This is a genomic window from Roseibium limicola, assembly GCF_017313085.1.
GTDB classification, from domain to species: Bacteria; Pseudomonadota; Alphaproteobacteria; order Rhizobiales; family Stappiaceae; genus Roseibium; species Roseibium limicola.
Genome location: NZ_JAFLNF010000001.1, coordinates 764,105 through 778,807 on the forward strand (window position 1 = coordinate 764,105; position 14,703 = coordinate 778,807).

The window sequence follows — 14,703 nt, forward strand, 5'->3', positions numbered from 1 at the left end:
GCCTCTGCGGCCCCTCCAAACTGCCTACTGAAGCAATTCGCGGAATTCTTCGGTTATAAAGTCAATGAAAAGGCGAATCTTGAGTGGGAGGTGCCGGCTCTTCTGGAAGACGGCATAGACGCCATTTTCGAATTCGCTGAAGCTCACCTTGTAGTCGTCAAAAATGTGCACAAGGCTGCCATCTTTCAGGTGTTTCTGGACAGACCATTCGTTCATCATAGCGATACCCAGACCATCCAGCGCTGCGCGCAAGATTGCCTGCCCGTTGTCCGACTGAAAGCAGCCCTGCACCGGAATTTCCGTGTCGGCCTGACCATCCTTACGAAACCGCCAGACGGGCATGCCCATATTCAACCGATAGGTCAGGCAGCTGTGCTCGTAGAGATCTTCGGGTTTTTCGGCGACGCCAGAGGCCGCCAGGTAGCTGGGCGACGCAACGAGAATGCGATCCGAATTGGCAAGCTTTCGCGCCACAAGGGAGGAATCTTCCAGCTTGCCCATGCGGATATCGATATCGATACCCTGGGCAATAATATCAACCGGAAAGTTTGACATTTGGAGGTCGATCTTGATTTCCGGATACTTGTCGAAAAACTTCTTCAGCGACGGCACGAGATATTGGTGACCGAAGACCATTCTCGAATGGACGCGCAAGGTGCCCCGAGGGACCGTGTGCAGTTGAACGACAGAGCGCTCGGCTTCATCGATTTGGCCGAGAATGTTCTCCACCTTGTCGCAATAAAGTTGGCCTGCTTCTGTCAGGCTCAGGCGACGACTGGTTCTGTTCAGCAGCCGGATTCCCAGCCCGTTTTCAAGATCATTGATGTGCCGCGAGACAGACGCCGGAGAAAGGCCCAGCTGACGCCCTGCCGCAGACAAGGATCCATACTCCACGACGCTCGTGAATACCTTGACCGACTTTAGCCATTCCACTGCCAAATTCCTTCTTTCCGATCCTTATCCCTTACCCTACTTCATTTGCGCGATCTTTTCATTTTACAAAAAGATGCTGCTTAGAACCGCTTCTATCCATCGTTTGATGGCAACTGTACCCTCGGCTTCAAGATCAAGACCATACGGGGGAAGCCATGGCCACGGGCCGATTTGTCAGCGATTTGGACAAGGGTGACCAGCTCGGTCCGGTAGACTACGTCGTCTCTGCCTTCACTGTGCGCGAGTACTGTCATTCGGTGGAAATCACGGAGGAGGCATTTCTGGGGACTGACCAACCGATCGCTCCCCCGACGCTGGTTCATCTGGACAAGCTGAAGCTTTATGAGGCCGCCTGTCCTGAAGGGACGGGCCCTTCGGCGCGCCTGCATGTAGAGTTCGATGCTGACTTTCACGACTACATCCATGTCGATACGGAAGTTGAGGTCGCCGGCAAGGTCACGGACCGCTTTGAGAAGCGGGGACGGACTTACGTGATTACCGAGATCGATCTGCGCGAAAAGGCGACGGGCAAACGCCTGATAACCTACCGCGACACGGTCATTCTCGCCTATCGCCAGGCCGAGGAACATGGAGGCCAGACCCAATGACACTACATCCACGCCTCCCCGGGATCGCCAAGACAGACCTTGCCGTTGGCCGGACAATCCACTCGCCATTCCGTTCGATGACACGTGAGCGCATGCGCTGGTATGTCGATGCTCAGGAGACTGCCGTCAAAAGTGATGGCAAGCCGCACTTTGGCGGCCCGACGATCCACGACGATGATGAGTATGCGCTCAAACAAGGCCTGCCAGGGATCATCGCCGACGGCATGGTTTCTACCAATTGGCTGCTGGCGTTGATGACCGACATCTTCGGGCCTCAGTTTGCCCAAAAAGGACGGCTGCGCACCAAATACATCGCGCCTGTTTATGAGGACATGCAGCTACGATCATGTGCGCTCATCACGACGTTAGAGACACAGCCGGATGGCCTTTTGTGCAAGATGGACATCTGGTGCGAAACCCCCGAAGGCCAGAAAGTCACAATTGGCGAAGCCCACACCCTGATCACCGAATGAGCGGAACCACCATGACCACTGAGATCCTCAAGGGCATTCGTGTTGCTGATTTCTCACGCGTTTTCGCGGTTCCTGCCTGTGCCCAGATTCTTGCTGACCTTGGTGCAGAGGTCATCAAGATCGAGGAACCCGAACGCGGCGACGAAGCGCGCTACTACGGTTGCAATGCCGAAGAGTTGGAGGCCTGTGGGGGTGTCAGCCCTTCCTTCCACGCTCTCAATCGAAACAAGCTGTCGGTTGGCATCAACCTGGCCCTCGAAGAAGGCCGTGAAGCCGCACGTCAGATCGTGTCCACCTGCGACGTGGTGCTGCATAATTTCCGTGTCGGAACTATGGAGAAGTTCGGTCTTGGCTATGAGGATCTCAGGGTCTTACAGCCGAGTCTGATCTACGGTGAATTTTCCGCCTATGGCCCCGTCGGCGATCTGGCCAAGATCGGCGCGAACGATCTCGCGCTTCAGGCTCACTCTGGCTTGCTGCATCTGACGGGAGAAGCCGACCGCCCCCCTGTACGTGTTGGCACCGCCGCGATTGACCTGCATGCGGGAATGGCGCTTTCGACAGCCATCATGTCTGCTCTTTTTCATCGAGAGCGGACTGGTCGTGGTCAGTTTGTCGAGACCTCACTGTTACGCAGCTCCGCCCACCTGATGAACTACTTCTACTCGGAGTACTGGCTGACGGGCAAACAACGCAGCCGCATGGGCACCGCCAATCATCTGTCGGTCCCCAATCAAGTTTTTCCTGCAAGGGACGGCTATGCTGTCATCATCGCTCCAAGTGATCAGATGTGGGACCGCTGCGCCAAAGCGCTGAACGCGGACCGGTTGGTGCGGCCGGAGTTCGACACCATCGCGAACCGACAAAAGCACCGTGATCTGCTGGTCGGGCTTTTGAGTGGTGTCACTCAACAGTGGCCGGTCGACAAGCTGGTGCAGGTTCTGGGCGATGCCAAGGTCAATGTCGCCAAGGTCAACTCAGTCGGCGAAGCTGCCGATGATGCCCAACTCGAGGCAATTGGCGGCTTCCTGACCCAACCGGAGGAGGATGGTGGCCGCAAATCCGTCGGCATGCCGTTCAGCATGTCTGAAGTGGACGAGATCCCGTTCCGGTCAGCCCCTGCCCTTGGCGCCCATACCCGCACCGTCCTTGTGGCGAGCGGCCTGCCCCCGCAAGACTTTGATCGAATGGCGTCGCAGGGCGCCTTCGGCTCCGCATTTCAGAAAAACTCATAAAGAGCAGGGTCACGAACCTTGCCACGATATACCGAAAAGGACTGTTCATGCCGGGACCGCTTTCCCATCTCAAGGTTCTTGATCTCTCCCGCGTCATGGCGGGTCCATGGGCCAGTCAGGTGCTGGCCGATCTCGGAGCAGAAGTCATCAAGGTTGAACAACCTGGAACCGGGGATGACACCCGCGGTTGGGGCCCTCCGTTTCTCAAAGACAAGGAAGGCAACGCCACCCGGGAATCTGGATACTTCCTGGCCTGTAACCGGGGAAAGAAGTCGATCACGGTGAATCTCAAGACACCGGAGGGTCAGGAACTCGTCCGGCGTCTGACCAAGCAATCAGACATCCTTCTGGAAAACTTCAAGGTCGGCACCCTGGAGCGCTTCGGGCTCGACTACGACAGTCTCAAGGAACTCAATCCCGGTTTGATTTATTGCTCGATCACCGGCTTCGGACAAACCGGCCCGCGCAGCAAGCAGGTAGCCTACGATTTCCTCATTCAGGCCATGGGCGGTTTGATGAGCATCACCGGCGAGGCTGACGGCAAACCTGGCGCAGGGCCGCAGAAAATCGGCGTTCCGATGGTCGACCTGACCACCGGTCTCTATTCCGTCATCGGAATTCTGGCTGCGGTAGCAAACCGTAATGTCACGGGCAAGGGCGACTATGTCGACGTCGGCATGCTGGATGTCCAGACAAGCCTGCTGGCCAATCAGGCAATGAACCACCTGCTTACCGGCAACACGCCCAAACGCTATGGCAATGGCCATCCCAACATCATGCCGCAACAGGTCTTTGCCTGTAAGGACGGATACATGGTGCTCGCGGTCGGCAATGATGGCCAGTTCCGCAGGCTGTGCGAAGCCTTGGGCGACAATGAAATGCTCAAGGACGACCGACTGACCTACAACAAGGGACGAGTTGAGCATCGCGATGAGTTGCTGGGCCGGTTGGCCAATCATTTCGGCAAATACGACCGTGCAGATCTGCTCGCCCGTCTGAACGACAAAGACGTTCCCTCCGGTCCCATCAACACAGTCCCTGAGGTGTTTGAAGAACCTCAGATCAAAGCCCGTGAAATGCAGGGCAACCTGGATCATCCGCTGTCCGGGAGTGTCCCTCAGGTCTTCGGACCCATTCGGATGGCCGGCAGCAAGACCCGTGCCACCAAGGCTCCTCCATTACTTGGTGCTGACACGACTGATGTGCTGAAGGAGGCAGGATACTCCGACGAGGACATTGCGGCGATGCAGTCGGCCGGCGTTCTTTAAGTCGGATGCCCATACGCAAAAAAAGCCCGCCAATTCGGCGGGCTTTTTGTTACCAGACCCCTCAGGCGTCAGACATTATCGACCTGATCCAGAACGATTGCCAGGTTTGCAGCCGGCTCAATGCCGTATCCGCTGGCGTTTGCCATCTCCTCGATGCTGGCTAGAACCTCTTCACGTGGCTGCGCTGCGGCCCAATGCAAAGGCCCGCCCTTGAGCTTTGGAAAACCGTAGCCGTGAGCCATCACCACATCAACATCCGAGGGTCGCTGGGCGACGCCTTCGCCCAACAGAAGAGCCGCTTCGTTGACAATTGCTGCCAAGAGCCGCTGCTGGATGGTCTCAGTAGTCTTGACCGGATCGACAACACCTCTTGCCTTCGCGGCGGCTGCAATCAACGCCGAAACCAACGGATCCGGCTCGGCCTTGCCACTGGCATAATTGTACCATCCCGCGCCCGCTCGCTTGCCGAAGCGCTGTAGTTCACACAGCTGATCTGCAATATCAACGTAACGCGCCCGAGGATCACGGGTCGGAGCCAGACGCTTGCGCTGTGCCCAGGCAATATCCAACCCAGCGAGGTCAAAGACCTCGAACGGCCCCATAGCAAACCCGAACGAACGCATCGCCTGATCGATGTCGTCTGGCAAGGCACCTTCTTCCAGTAGAAACTCACATTGTTGACGGTAGGCAGCGAAAATCCTGTTGCCGATGAACCCATCACCAACCCGCGCAACCACAGGCAACTTGCCAAGCTTGCGACCCAGATTGAGCAACGCAGCAATCGTGCTGTCGGTAGTCTTTTCCGCGCGCACCACTTCTACCAGCCGCATCACATTGGCCGGATTAAAGAAATGCAAACCCGCAACGCGTCCCGGAAGACGTGTGCCTGAGGCCATTTCATCGATATCGAGATAGGAAGTATTCGTGGCAATGATAGCCTCGTCACGCAGCAAGGCTTCGAGATCTGAAAACAGTTTTTTCTTGACCTGCATGTCTTCAAAGATCGCCTCAACAACGAGGTCACAGCTGGCCATGCCTGCCAGGCTTACGCCGATGACCCTAGCTCGAAGTTCACTTGCAGAGTCAATCCGACCCTTGGCTTCCAGGCTTTTCGCGGTCTCAGCAATTGCCCGAAGACCAAGCTCAAGGCCCTCCGGATCCTTTTCTGCAAGAAGAACCTTAAAGCCACGCTGGGCAAAGGCCACCGCAATGCCCTGCCCCATACGCCCGGCGCCAACGACGCCAACCTCCGAGATCTTGGCGGGCGTTACGCTTGCCGGTAGCTTCATTGCCGCCTTCTCGGCAAAGAACAGGTGACGCAGTGCCTTGGATTGCGGCTCGCGTCGCAAGCGCAATGAAGTATGTCGCTCTTTTGTCAGGGCTTCGTCCGATGGCAGTATGGCAGAATCCCGAATGGCTGCAATCGCCTCCGCAACTGCATTGGCGCCGCGTGCTTTTCGCAGCGCTGATTGGCAGGCCACCTCAAAATCTTCAGCTCCTGCCAGGATGACGGGCAGATCCTTGAGCTTGCGTTTGGCTCCGCCCATGCTCTGCAGCTGTCTTATCGCACCTTCCAGAAGGTCTTCACCGTCAACCACCACATCAACCAGGCCCATCGAAAGCGCCTCATTGGCTTTCACCCGACGACCTGAGGTGACGAGCTCCACGGTCGCAGCCGTGTCGATCAGGCGTGATGTCCTCAGTGTGCCACCTGCACCCGGGATCAGCCCCAAGGTTACTTCTGGCAGGCCGACAAGCGCCGCTGGCCTCGCCACCCGCGCATCGCAGCCCAGCGCCAGTTCGAAACCACCACCAAGCGCAGCACCATCAATGGCAGCGACGATCGGCACGGGGCAGGCTTCCATGGCCGCGATGACATCCGGCAAATGGGGGGCCTGAGCCGGGGCATCGAACTCACGAATGTCTGCGCCGCCGACAAAGTTATTTCCCGCTCCTCTCAGGATCACACCTGCCAGGTCGCTGTTTTGCGCCAGCTTTTGAAAACACTTCAGTACTGCCGTTCGTTGCGCCAGAGATCCTGCGTTGATCGGCGGGAAGTCAATCGTTGCGATGGCGATCTTCCGGCCATCTTCCAACATCCTGTGCGATACCTCGACCTGACCACCCGGTGCCGAATTCGTCATGTCACTCATACTCAAGTGCCTTCTCGTGATGCTCCGCCTGTAGCGGTCTTTCGTTTTCTGCGCCGACGCGACACCGGACGCTCACATGGCGCGGCACCGCGACAAAACGCATGCGCCTTGAGGCCCAACGCCGGTGTGATGCTTTTGGATGGCTAAACAATCGCCTAGGAGTTCAGAACCCGGATCGGTTCACCGTCCAGATAGGCTGCAACAGCCTCGACGGCACCTCGGTAGTAGATTTCGTAGGTCTCTTGCGTCACGTAACCGATGTGCGGTGTGGCCACGACATTGGGCAGCGCGCGAAACGGATGATCCGTCGGCAGCGGCTCGATCTCGAAAACGTCGAGCCCTGCCCCACCCAATTGCCCGGACTTCAGCGCCTCGATCATCGCTGTTTCATCGACAATTGGACCGCGTGCCGTGTTGATCAGATATGATCCCGGCTTCATCAGACCCAATTCGCGGGTACCGATCATTCCACGTGTTGTCTTGGCAAGCGGAAGGTGGAGGCTCAGGACATCGCTCTTTGCCAACAGGACATCCAGATTCTCTGCACGCTGAACGTTAAGTGGAGCTGCGATCTCCTCGGTGAGACTGCGGCTCCAGGCAACCACGTCCATGTCAAACGCCAATGCGAAGCGCGCCATCCGCTGGCCGAGATTGCCGAAGCCGGCAATCCCAAGGGTCTTGCCACGCAGCTCAAAGCCAATGGTTTTCTGCCAGGCAGGATCACCTGACCGCAGCCCCTCAACTTCCGTAGGGATATGACGCGCCAGTGCCATCACCAACGCCCAGGCATGCTCCGCCGCAGCGCCACGCGATCCGGGCGTACCGCAAACGGTGATGCCGCGCGCTTTGGCTGCGTCCATATCAATGGAAGCATTGACCATTCCGGTGGTGATCAGCAGCTTCAGATCCGGCAACTGATCCAGCAGGGCCGCGTCAAAGACCGACCTCTCGCGCATTGCGAGGGCTATCTCAGCCCCCGCCAGCTTCGCGACCGTGGCACTCTGATCGTCCAGCGGATGGGTCACCTGAGTGATGTTGATCCTTTCGGATACCGACGACCAGTCGGCCATTTTCAGACCGACACCTTGGTAATCATCCAGCAGGACCATGCTCGGTTTGCTATTCGCCATACGGCCGTTCCTTTTTGTGAGGAAGCATTTACTTTCCCTTAAAGACCGGCTTGCGCTTTTCCACGAAGGCCCGTTGAGCTTCCTTTGCATCTTCTGTGTGGGACAAGGCGACCGTCAGGCTCTGCTCGTAACGATAGGCGTCGCGCACTGGCATCTCCCCAACCGTCCCGAATGCGCGCTTTGCGGTGCGCAGGGCGACCGGCGACTTTGCGGCGATCTCGCGCGCATAGGCCATGGCTTCTTCCAGTAATTGCTCTGGCGGCAGAACCGCTTCGATGATGCCAAGACGATAAAGTTCAGAAGCGGGATAGCGACGGCCGGTGAAATACATGGCCCGCGCCCGCGACTTGGAGAAATGCTCCATCAGGAAGGCCGACCCGCCGGCCAACCCGACATCGACTTCAGGCATGACGAAGTATGCGGTTTCGGAGGCCAGCATGATATCGCAGGCGAGCATCAGGGCGAACCCGGCACCGATCGCAGGCCCGTTGACAGCGGCGATGACCGGTTTTTCGCAGTCACTGACCGCGTAGAAGAATTCGCGTGTCAGCCGGTTGTGTCGAACATAGTCACCGTGCTGGGCTTCCATCCCAACGCGTTCCTTGATGTCTGCACCGGCGGAAAAGGTCTTGCCCGCCCCGGTCAGCACAACGACATTGACATCATCCCGGTCGCTCAGCATATCGAAGATTTCGATCAGTTCTTCGCGTGAGCCCCTGTTTTGAGCGTTGACCGGTGGCCGGTCGCAGGTGACCACAGCGATTTTGTCCGTGATCTCGACGCCGTGATGTTTGTACTCTTCCGACACTTTATGCTCCTGAATTGACGAAAGTCTTGGCGATATCAGCAAGGTATTGCTCGCCGATAAGCCGATAATGGTCCGATGCAGTGCCCTGTCTGAGCGACAGGCTCTTGATGCGTTTCAAGCCGAAATGCAGACCAAATTCCCAAGTAAAACCGACAGCACCGTGATGCTGGATTGCATTTTCAGCGACTACCGGCCCGGCGTGACTGGCCGTGGCTTTGGCAATCCGTGCCGCCTGCAGGATTTCTCCCGGCTCCGCTGCGCTGTCGAAAAGAACTGCCGCATAATCGATGGCGGCGCGCATGTCCTCCAGCAGCACCCAATCGTCAGCAGCGCGATGGCGCAGCGCCTGGTAACTGGAAAGAGGTTGACCGAACTGATGTCGCTCCCCCATGAACCCCAGGGATTTGTCAAACATCGCCTGGGCACTTCCGAGAATATCAGCAGCCATCAAGACCCAGAGGAGAGGTCGGAGATCGAGGTCGACCTCAACTTTCTGACCTGCCGCTCCCTCCTTGAATTGCCCGTTGCAGGCGTTGGCATCAATCGCGCCCGGATGAAGCACCCAGTCGACTTCGGAATTCACATGAGAGAAGGGCGCCACACCGACCTTCTCGTCACCATTCAGTAGGCCGTCGCCAACAACTGTTCCGGCCGCTGTGAGCGCCGAAACGAGAACCAAGCTCTCGCTCAACGCAAAGGGAACCTGAGACATCCCCGCAGCCTCGACGATCGCGCTGGCCTCGATCAGGCTGACGCCTTCGGCAGAGCGTCCGGGCATATTGACCGGTTGGATCAAGCCCTGTCTGCCGATTGTCATTGCTGCACGGCTTTCCGCATCGGGCGCATCGGGCTCACATTCCTGGCGGTCAGCGGAAAATGCATTGCTCACGGCATCGAAAAGCAACCGATCGTCGGCGGTCCGGAAAAATTCCAGAGGCATCAGACCCCTTCCTTTCTGGCGCGTGGGAGTTTCAGAACCCGGTCGGCAATGATCGATCTTTGGATTTCCGAGGTGCCGGCATAGATAGTTTCTGCTCTGGCCTGCAGGTAGGTCTCGCGGAACCGCTCAGCCGCAGGATGTTCCAGAAAAGCGTCGCCCAGCAGCTCTCCCGCATCGGCCATTATATCCTGATGGAGGATCGACCAGTTGAGCTTCTGGAGACTGGCCTCAGGCCCGATGGCCTCACCTGCGGCAATTCGGCTGACGATGCGCAGATTATGCTGTCGCAAAATACCAAGGCGGGCACTCAACCTGCCAAATAGCAATGCCTTGTCAGCACGCTTGTTGCCTGCACCGGAAAGCACCAGACGAGCCAGGCCGCGCAGTTCATGCGCAAAACGTGCCTGACGATAAAGCCGGGTTGTCCCCCGTTCAAAAGCGAGAACCCGGTTTGCGACCTGCCAACCTTCGTTGACCGGACCCAACCTGAGGCTATCGGGAATCCGCATTTCCGTCAGAAACAGCTCGTTGAACTCCCTCCGGCCAGTGATCTGACGAAGTGAGCGGATTTCCAACCCGTCCTGTGCCGTCGGAACCAGAAAGAGGGTCATGCCCTTATGCTTCGGCACGGTTCTGTCGGTACGACAAAGCAGGATGCACCAGTTGGAAAACTGGGCGTAGCTGGTCCAGACCTTCTGGCCGTTGATCACCCAGCCATCATCCGTACGCGATGCAAAGGTTTGAACAGAGGCGAGGTCGGAGCCTGAATTCGGCTCGGAGAACCCCTGACACCAGATGTCATCGGCCGAAATGATGCGTGGGATAAAACGGCGCTTTTGCGCTTCCGTACCGGCGTCCAGAATAATCGGACCAACCAGCTCACGGCCGATGGAATTGATCCCCTCCGGTGCTGCGACTCGACCGAGTTCTTCCATCAGAACAAAGTATTCAACGATCCCCAGGCCTCGCCCGCCATAGGCCGTCGGCCAATGAAGTCCACCGTATCCGCCCTCGTGCAACTTGCGTTCCCAGGCATGCTGGAGCGCAAAGTTCTCAACGTCATCTGTCGGGCCCCGGTACCGGTCTCCATCCCAATCTTGCTCCAGGTTGGAGCTCAGCCAGATGCGCAGCCCGTCGCGGAACGCCTCCTGCTCTGGTGTCAATCTGATATCCATGGCCCCTCAGCGTCCCCTCACTAAATGCGGCGCGGTCGCAGCTGAATGCCCTGACCCGCCAAGATAAAGTGCAGAAATTGCCTCACGACCGCCGATACCGTCCGGAGTTCCTTCCAGAACGATGCGTCCATTTTCGAGAATGTAGGCGTACTCAGCGTGTTTCAGGGACAGGTTGACATTCTGTTCCACGACCAAAATTGAGAGCCCCGTTTCCCGATTGATCTGCGCGAGGATCGTGAAGATATCTTCAGCAATCATGGGGGCCAGCCCTAGAGACGCCTCATCGACGAGCATCAGCTTGGGCCGAGAGATCATCGCCCGTCCGATGGCCAGCATTTGCTGCTCCCCACCGGAGAGGAAACCGGCCAGTCCGCCCTGACGTTCTCCCAGCCGGGGGAAGAAGTCATAGATCCGCTCGATGTCTTTCTTGCCCGGAACAGGGTGGCGTTTTCCGACAGCAAACCCGGCGGCCTTGAGATTGTCCTCGACCGTCATGCTGGCAAAAACATGCCGCCCTTCACGCACATGCATCACGCCGCTGCGGGCACGTTGATGAGCGCGAATGGAAACAACGGACTGTCCTTCAAATTGAACATCGCCGCTGGTAATCGCGCCGCTTTCAAACTCGAGAATGCCGGAAATCGCCTTCAGAATGGTCGACTTACCCGCACCATTTGATCCGAGGAGGGCGACCAATGCGCCCTCCTCGACTTTCAACGAGACATCGCTGACGGCATCGATTGCACCGCCATAGACTACGCTCAGGCCTTCGATGTTCAGCAATGCCATCTTGCTCACTCAGCCACAGTTACGAGGTCGGTAGCAGGCTCCATCGAGAAGCTGTCGGCACTTACATTGTACTTGTAGATAATGGCCTTCGGCAGACGCTGGTTGACGAAGGTCACGTCGCCAACGATGCCCTTACTGTCCCAATCCTTCAGGTCATTGATTGCCCCAATCAGGTTCGGTCCATTCAGATCCTTGCCAGCGTCCAGCGTAGAGCCGATTGCCTCACGCAAGACCAAGGCTGTCAGCCAGCTCTGGACATAGCCCATATTGGCATATCCGCTGTAAGGCTTGCCCTCCCACGATTGCAGCGATGTGCGGACCGCATTGAGGTACTCGCCTTCAACAGCATCAACATTCAACATGTAGGGAACAACGCCGAGATAGCCATCGACGTATTCCCCAACGCTTTTGACCATCTCCGGGTCCGAGTTGTAGGCCGTTCCCATGAACTTGGCCTGGACGCCATAGTCCTTGGCGGTCTTCAGGATCTCTGGCCAGACATTCCCGGCATAGCCGTGGAAGATGACATAGTCAGGAGCTGCATTGCGCAGCTTGATGGCGGAAGACGTCACATCAACGCCTGACCATTTGGTCTCTTCCTCGAGAACTATATCGATGTTGAGCTCGGCGGCATGTGACCTGAAATGTTCAAGCGGATCACGCCCGAACTCGGTCGCCGAATAGACCAGGGCCACCTTGGGCGCAGCATCGCCAGACTTGTTGTCGTCGATATAGTTCAGCAGAGCGCCAATCATGTCGGAATAAGTCGGACCCGGCAGGAAGTGGTAAGCGTATTTGTCGGTTTCCACCAGATCGGACGCAAAGCCGGTGGCAGACATCAAAATGCGGTAGGTGTCGTTGTTTTCCGGGGAGATAGCCCGGACGAATGGAGTGCCATCACCCGCAGCAAAAACCAGGTCGCCGGCAGAAGCCGCCTTCTTGAAGCCGGCAACACCGAGATCGACCTTATATTCATCATCATAAAAATCGGCGACCATCGGACGACCATCGACACCACCTTGCTCATTGATCCAGGCAAGTGCGGTCTGCCACCCGGCCTGCTGCACCTGTCCACTAAAGGCCAGCGGGCCGGACAGGGGCAAGGCGATCGAGAACTTGAGCGGCTCGCCCTGTGCCTCTTCCGCCTTGGCGGGTGTAAGTGCGGAAAGGCCCATAAGCCCGCCCGCCAGAATGCTCTTAAACAATGTCATTTCACTTTCCTCCCAAGCGATGCGATTCGGTAGCCGTGCTGCCCGATCAATCCCCGCTGGCCTCCGATCCAACGAGTTCTTTTCGTCCGCGCAGTCTTTCGACCAAGCCCATGAGCCCGCGCGGTTCGAACATCAGGAAGCCGACAATCAGCGCCCCGAAGATGATTTCCCTCAGCGGCGAGAGCAGGCCTGCGACATTCGCCGTTCCACCGGGCGACGTCAGCGACAGGATCTCGCGCAAGGCGTCGGGAATAAGTGTCATGAAAGCCGCACCCAGGACTGAACCGATGATGGAGCTGCGCCCACCGACGACGACTGCCGCCAGAAAGAAGACAGAAACCATGAGCGTGAACTGGTCCGGGTTGACGAGGCGCAAAAAGGAAGCCGTCAATGCACCGGCCACACCGGCGAAGGCTGCCCCGATCCCGAAAGCCAGAAGCTTTGCTCGAACGATGTTGATACCGAGAACTTCGGCGGCGTAATCGCGCTCACGCACTGCGATGAGCGATCGACCAACCCGCGTGCGGAACAGATTGCGCGCCGCGACACAAGCAAGAACCGCAAGAATCAATGCGCCGTAATAAAACCCGGTATCGCCGAGGTAGAAGAGGTTCGTCGCCGGCAGGTTCAGCCCGCGATCTCCACCGGTCACCGAAGTCCAGTTCTGGAAAACGAAGTAGAGCGAATACTGGGCAGCCAGGGTCGCGATGGCCAGATAGACTCCCTTGATGCGCAAGGACGGAATGCCGAAAACCAGACCGACCAGAAACGCTGAGACGCCGCCAATCAGGACATTGACCGGCAAAGGCGTGTTCAGATGCACCATGGCCAGACCAGCGGCATAAGCGCCGACGCCAATGAACGCCGAGTGGCCGATCGAGAGCAATCCCGTATAGCCCACGGTAATGTTCAGACCGACGGTGGCAATGACGTTGATGGCCACCAGACACGCCATGTACAGCACATAGACGGAGGCATAGGCCGGGAGCGTGATCGCAACCGCTGCAAAGACCACCAACGAGACGGTTTCAAGCGTGATCCAGCTGTTTGTGTCAGGCGCAGAGGGAACCATACGGGCGGAAGCGTTGGAAGAAACGGACATCAGATGCGCTCCACTCGGGCTTCACCGAACAACCCGTTCGGCTTTATCAACATCACGGCAAGTACGACGACATAAGGCAGGAAACTCTGCCAGGAGGCGCCGAGGTAAGCGCCGACGATCGTCTCCAGCCAACCAATGAAAATACCGGCAATCACGACGCCGCCGACGCTGCTAAGCCCGGCAAGCATGATGACGGCAAGCACGTTCAGCGCGACAAAGCCCAATTGTGGCGACACCCCATTGACCGAGGCGGCGGCAATGCCCGCACCTGCGGCGAGCAGACCAGCCAGAACCCACGCCATGGTGAAGACACCACGCACGTTGATGCCAAGGACTTCTGCGGTTACCAAATCCGCCGAAGTGGCACGAATGGCTATTCCTGCACGGGAATAGCGATAGTAGGCAATGAACCCGACCGCGATGACCGCCACTCCAAGGAAACTCCAGGCGAGCTTTCCAGGAATGAGTACATCGCCCATGAAAATCGGTGCGCGTGGCAGAAAGTCCGGCAACTGGAAGATCTCATGCCCCCAGATCAATCCCGCCAACCCGCGTAGGATCGATCCCAGTCCCAGCGTGACCATCACCAGCACCACGACAGGCCGGCCAATCATTCGACGCAGCACGAACCGTTCCATGAGAAACGCCAGAACGGCGCTCAAGCCCAGGGTCGCCAGCAAAGCCAGTCCCCAGTGAAGGCCAAATGTCTTGCTCGCAGTCAGGAACAGGAAGGCGGACACCATCATCATCTCGCCCATGGCAAAATTGAAAACACGCGTCGCCTTGAAGATGATGACGAAGCCGAGAGCCGACAGAACGTACATGCCGCCTGAGGCAATGCCGATGATGGAGAATTCAATGAACTGACGCAGCATGGT

Annotated in this window: 14 protein-coding genes; 4 read left to right on the forward strand and 10 right to left on the reverse strand. The window is 57.6% G+C overall.

Annotated elements, in window-relative coordinates:
• Positions 1 to 24: 24 nt before the first annotated feature.
• Positions 25 to 933: a LysR family transcriptional regulator gene (locus J0X15_RS03330; protein ID WP_206938169.1), complete on the reverse strand. Its 909-nt coding sequence runs from the start codon at positions 931 to 933 to the stop codon at positions 25 to 27.
• A 155-nt stretch (positions 934 to 1,088) separates the two neighbouring features.
• Here J0X15_RS03330 and J0X15_RS03335 point away from each other — a divergent pair, with 155 nt between their 5' ends.
• Genes J0X15_RS03335 through J0X15_RS03350 form a run of 4 tightly spaced genes read left to right on the forward strand, consistent with a single transcriptional unit; the run spans position 1,089 to position 4,517 of the window.
• Positions 1,089 to 1,541: a MaoC family dehydratase N-terminal domain-containing protein gene (locus J0X15_RS03335; protein WP_206938170.1), complete on the forward strand. Its 453-nt coding sequence runs from the start codon at positions 1,089 to 1,091 to the stop codon at positions 1,539 to 1,541.
• A complete protein-coding gene (locus J0X15_RS03340) occupies positions 1,538 to 2,014 on the forward strand; it encodes a MaoC family dehydratase (protein WP_206938171.1) in 477 nt (158 codons plus the stop codon). The genes J0X15_RS03335 and J0X15_RS03340 overlap by 4 nt, the downstream gene beginning before the upstream one ends.
• Positions 2,015 to 2,025: 11 nt before the next feature.
• Positions 2,026 to 3,249 (forward strand): CaiB/BaiF CoA transferase family protein, encoded by a 1,224-nt coding sequence (locus J0X15_RS03345; protein ID WP_206938172.1) that lies wholly within the window; start codon positions 2,026 to 2,028, stop codon positions 3,247 to 3,249.
• A 47-nt stretch (positions 3,250 to 3,296) separates the two neighbouring features.
• Positions 3,297 to 4,517 carry a CaiB/BaiF CoA transferase family protein gene (locus tag J0X15_RS03350; RefSeq protein WP_206938173.1) on the forward strand — a complete coding sequence of 407 codons (1,221 nt, stop codon included), beginning with the start codon at positions 3,297 to 3,299 and terminating at the stop codon, positions 4,515 to 4,517.
• Positions 4,518 to 4,585: 68 nt separating this feature from the next.
• Here J0X15_RS03350 and J0X15_RS03355 read toward each other — a convergent pair whose 3' ends face one another.
• The 9 genes from J0X15_RS03355 to J0X15_RS03395 all read right to left on the reverse strand — a co-directional run bounded on the left by J0X15_RS03355 (position 4,586) and on the right by J0X15_RS03395 (position 14,700).
• Positions 4,586 to 6,670 (reverse strand): 3-hydroxyacyl-CoA dehydrogenase NAD-binding domain-containing protein, encoded by a 2,085-nt coding sequence (locus J0X15_RS03355; protein WP_206938174.1) that lies wholly within the window; start codon positions 6,668 to 6,670, stop codon positions 4,586 to 4,588.
• A 155-nt stretch (positions 6,671 to 6,825) separates the two neighbouring features.
• On the reverse strand, positions 6,826 to 7,800 hold the full coding sequence (locus J0X15_RS03360) for a D-2-hydroxyacid dehydrogenase family protein (protein ID WP_209015015.1): 975 nt from the start codon (positions 7,798 to 7,800) through the stop codon (positions 6,826 to 6,828).
• A 28-nt stretch (positions 7,801 to 7,828) separates the two neighbouring features.
• Entirely contained in the window at positions 7,829 to 8,608 is a 780-nt protein-coding gene (locus J0X15_RS03365) for an enoyl-CoA hydratase/isomerase family protein (protein WP_206938175.1), read from the reverse strand.
• A 1-nt stretch (position 8,609) separates the two neighbouring features.
• Positions 8,610 to 9,548, reverse strand: coding sequence for an acyl-CoA dehydrogenase family protein (locus J0X15_RS03370; RefSeq protein WP_206938176.1), 939 nt, complete (start codon positions 9,546 to 9,548; stop codon positions 8,610 to 8,612).
• The gene (locus tag J0X15_RS03375; RefSeq protein ID WP_206938177.1) at positions 9,548 to 10,723 is read right to left on the reverse strand and encodes an acyl-CoA dehydrogenase family protein; all 1,176 of its coding nucleotides are present in this window, start codon (positions 10,721 to 10,723) and stop codon (positions 9,548 to 9,550) included. Before J0X15_RS03375 ends, J0X15_RS03370 begins: the two co-directional genes overlap by 1 nt.
• Positions 10,724 to 10,729: 6 nt before the next feature.
• Positions 10,730 to 11,512, reverse strand: a complete 783-nt coding sequence (locus J0X15_RS03380; protein ID WP_206938178.1) for an ABC transporter ATP-binding protein — start codon at positions 11,510 to 11,512, stop codon at positions 10,730 to 10,732.
• 5 nt (positions 11,513 to 11,517) lie between these two features.
• Complete coding sequence (locus tag J0X15_RS03385; RefSeq protein WP_206938180.1) at positions 11,518 to 12,723, reverse strand: ABC transporter substrate-binding protein; 1,206 nt, start codon at positions 12,721 to 12,723, stop codon at positions 11,518 to 11,520.
• Positions 12,724 to 12,769: 46 nt separating this feature from the next.
• Complete coding sequence (locus J0X15_RS03390; protein WP_206938182.1) at positions 12,770 to 13,825, reverse strand: branched-chain amino acid ABC transporter permease; 1,056 nt, start codon at positions 13,823 to 13,825, stop codon at positions 12,770 to 12,772.
• A complete protein-coding gene (locus tag J0X15_RS03395) occupies positions 13,825 to 14,700 on the reverse strand; it encodes a branched-chain amino acid ABC transporter permease (protein WP_206938184.1) in 876 nt (291 codons plus the stop codon). The genes J0X15_RS03390 and J0X15_RS03395 overlap by 1 nt, the downstream gene beginning before the upstream one ends.
• Positions 14,701 to 14,703 lie beyond the last annotated feature (3 nt).

What these genes read in the sequence shown, in the direction of transcription:
- J0X15_RS03395 (WP_206938184.1), bottom strand. Translation starts at nt 14,700, where the DNA reads ATGCTGCGTCAGTTCATTGAATTCTCCATCATCGGCATTGCCTCAGGC.
- J0X15_RS03350 (WP_206938173.1), top strand. Translation starts at nt 3,297, where the DNA reads ATGCCGGGACCGCTTTCCCATCTCAAGGTTCTTGATCTCTCCCGCGTC.
- J0X15_RS03340 (WP_206938171.1), top strand. Translation starts at nt 1,538, where the DNA reads ATGACACTACATCCACGCCTCCCCGGGATCGCCAAGACAGACCTTGCC.
- J0X15_RS03345 (WP_206938172.1), top strand. Translation starts at nt 2,026, where the DNA reads ATGACCACTGAGATCCTCAAGGGCATTCGTGTTGCTGATTTCTCACGC.
- J0X15_RS03355 (WP_206938174.1), bottom strand. Translation starts at nt 6,670, where the DNA reads ATGAGTGACATGACGAATTCGGCACCGGGTGGTCAGGTCGAGGTATCG.
- J0X15_RS03385 (WP_206938180.1), bottom strand. Translation starts at nt 12,723, where the DNA reads ATGACATTGTTTAAGAGCATTCTGGCGGGCGGGCTTATGGGCCTTTCC.
- J0X15_RS03360 (WP_209015015.1), bottom strand. Translation starts at nt 7,800, where the DNA reads ATGGCGAATAGCAAACCGAGCATGGTCCTGCTGGATGATTACCAAGGT.
- J0X15_RS03390 (WP_206938182.1), bottom strand. Translation starts at nt 13,825, where the DNA reads ATGTCCGTTTCTTCCAACGCTTCCGCCCGTATGGTTCCCTCTGCGCCT.
- J0X15_RS03335 (WP_206938170.1), top strand. Translation starts at nt 1,089, where the DNA reads ATGGCCACGGGCCGATTTGTCAGCGATTTGGACAAGGGTGACCAGCTC.
- J0X15_RS03375 (WP_206938177.1), bottom strand. Translation starts at nt 10,723, where the DNA reads ATGGATATCAGATTGACACCAGAGCAGGAGGCGTTCCGCGACGGGCTG.
- J0X15_RS03380 (WP_206938178.1), bottom strand. Translation starts at nt 11,512, where the DNA reads ATGGCATTGCTGAACATCGAAGGCCTGAGCGTAGTCTATGGCGGTGCA.
- J0X15_RS03370 (WP_206938176.1), bottom strand. Translation starts at nt 9,548, where the DNA reads ATGCCTCTGGAATTTTTCCGGACCGCCGACGATCGGTTGCTTTTCGAT.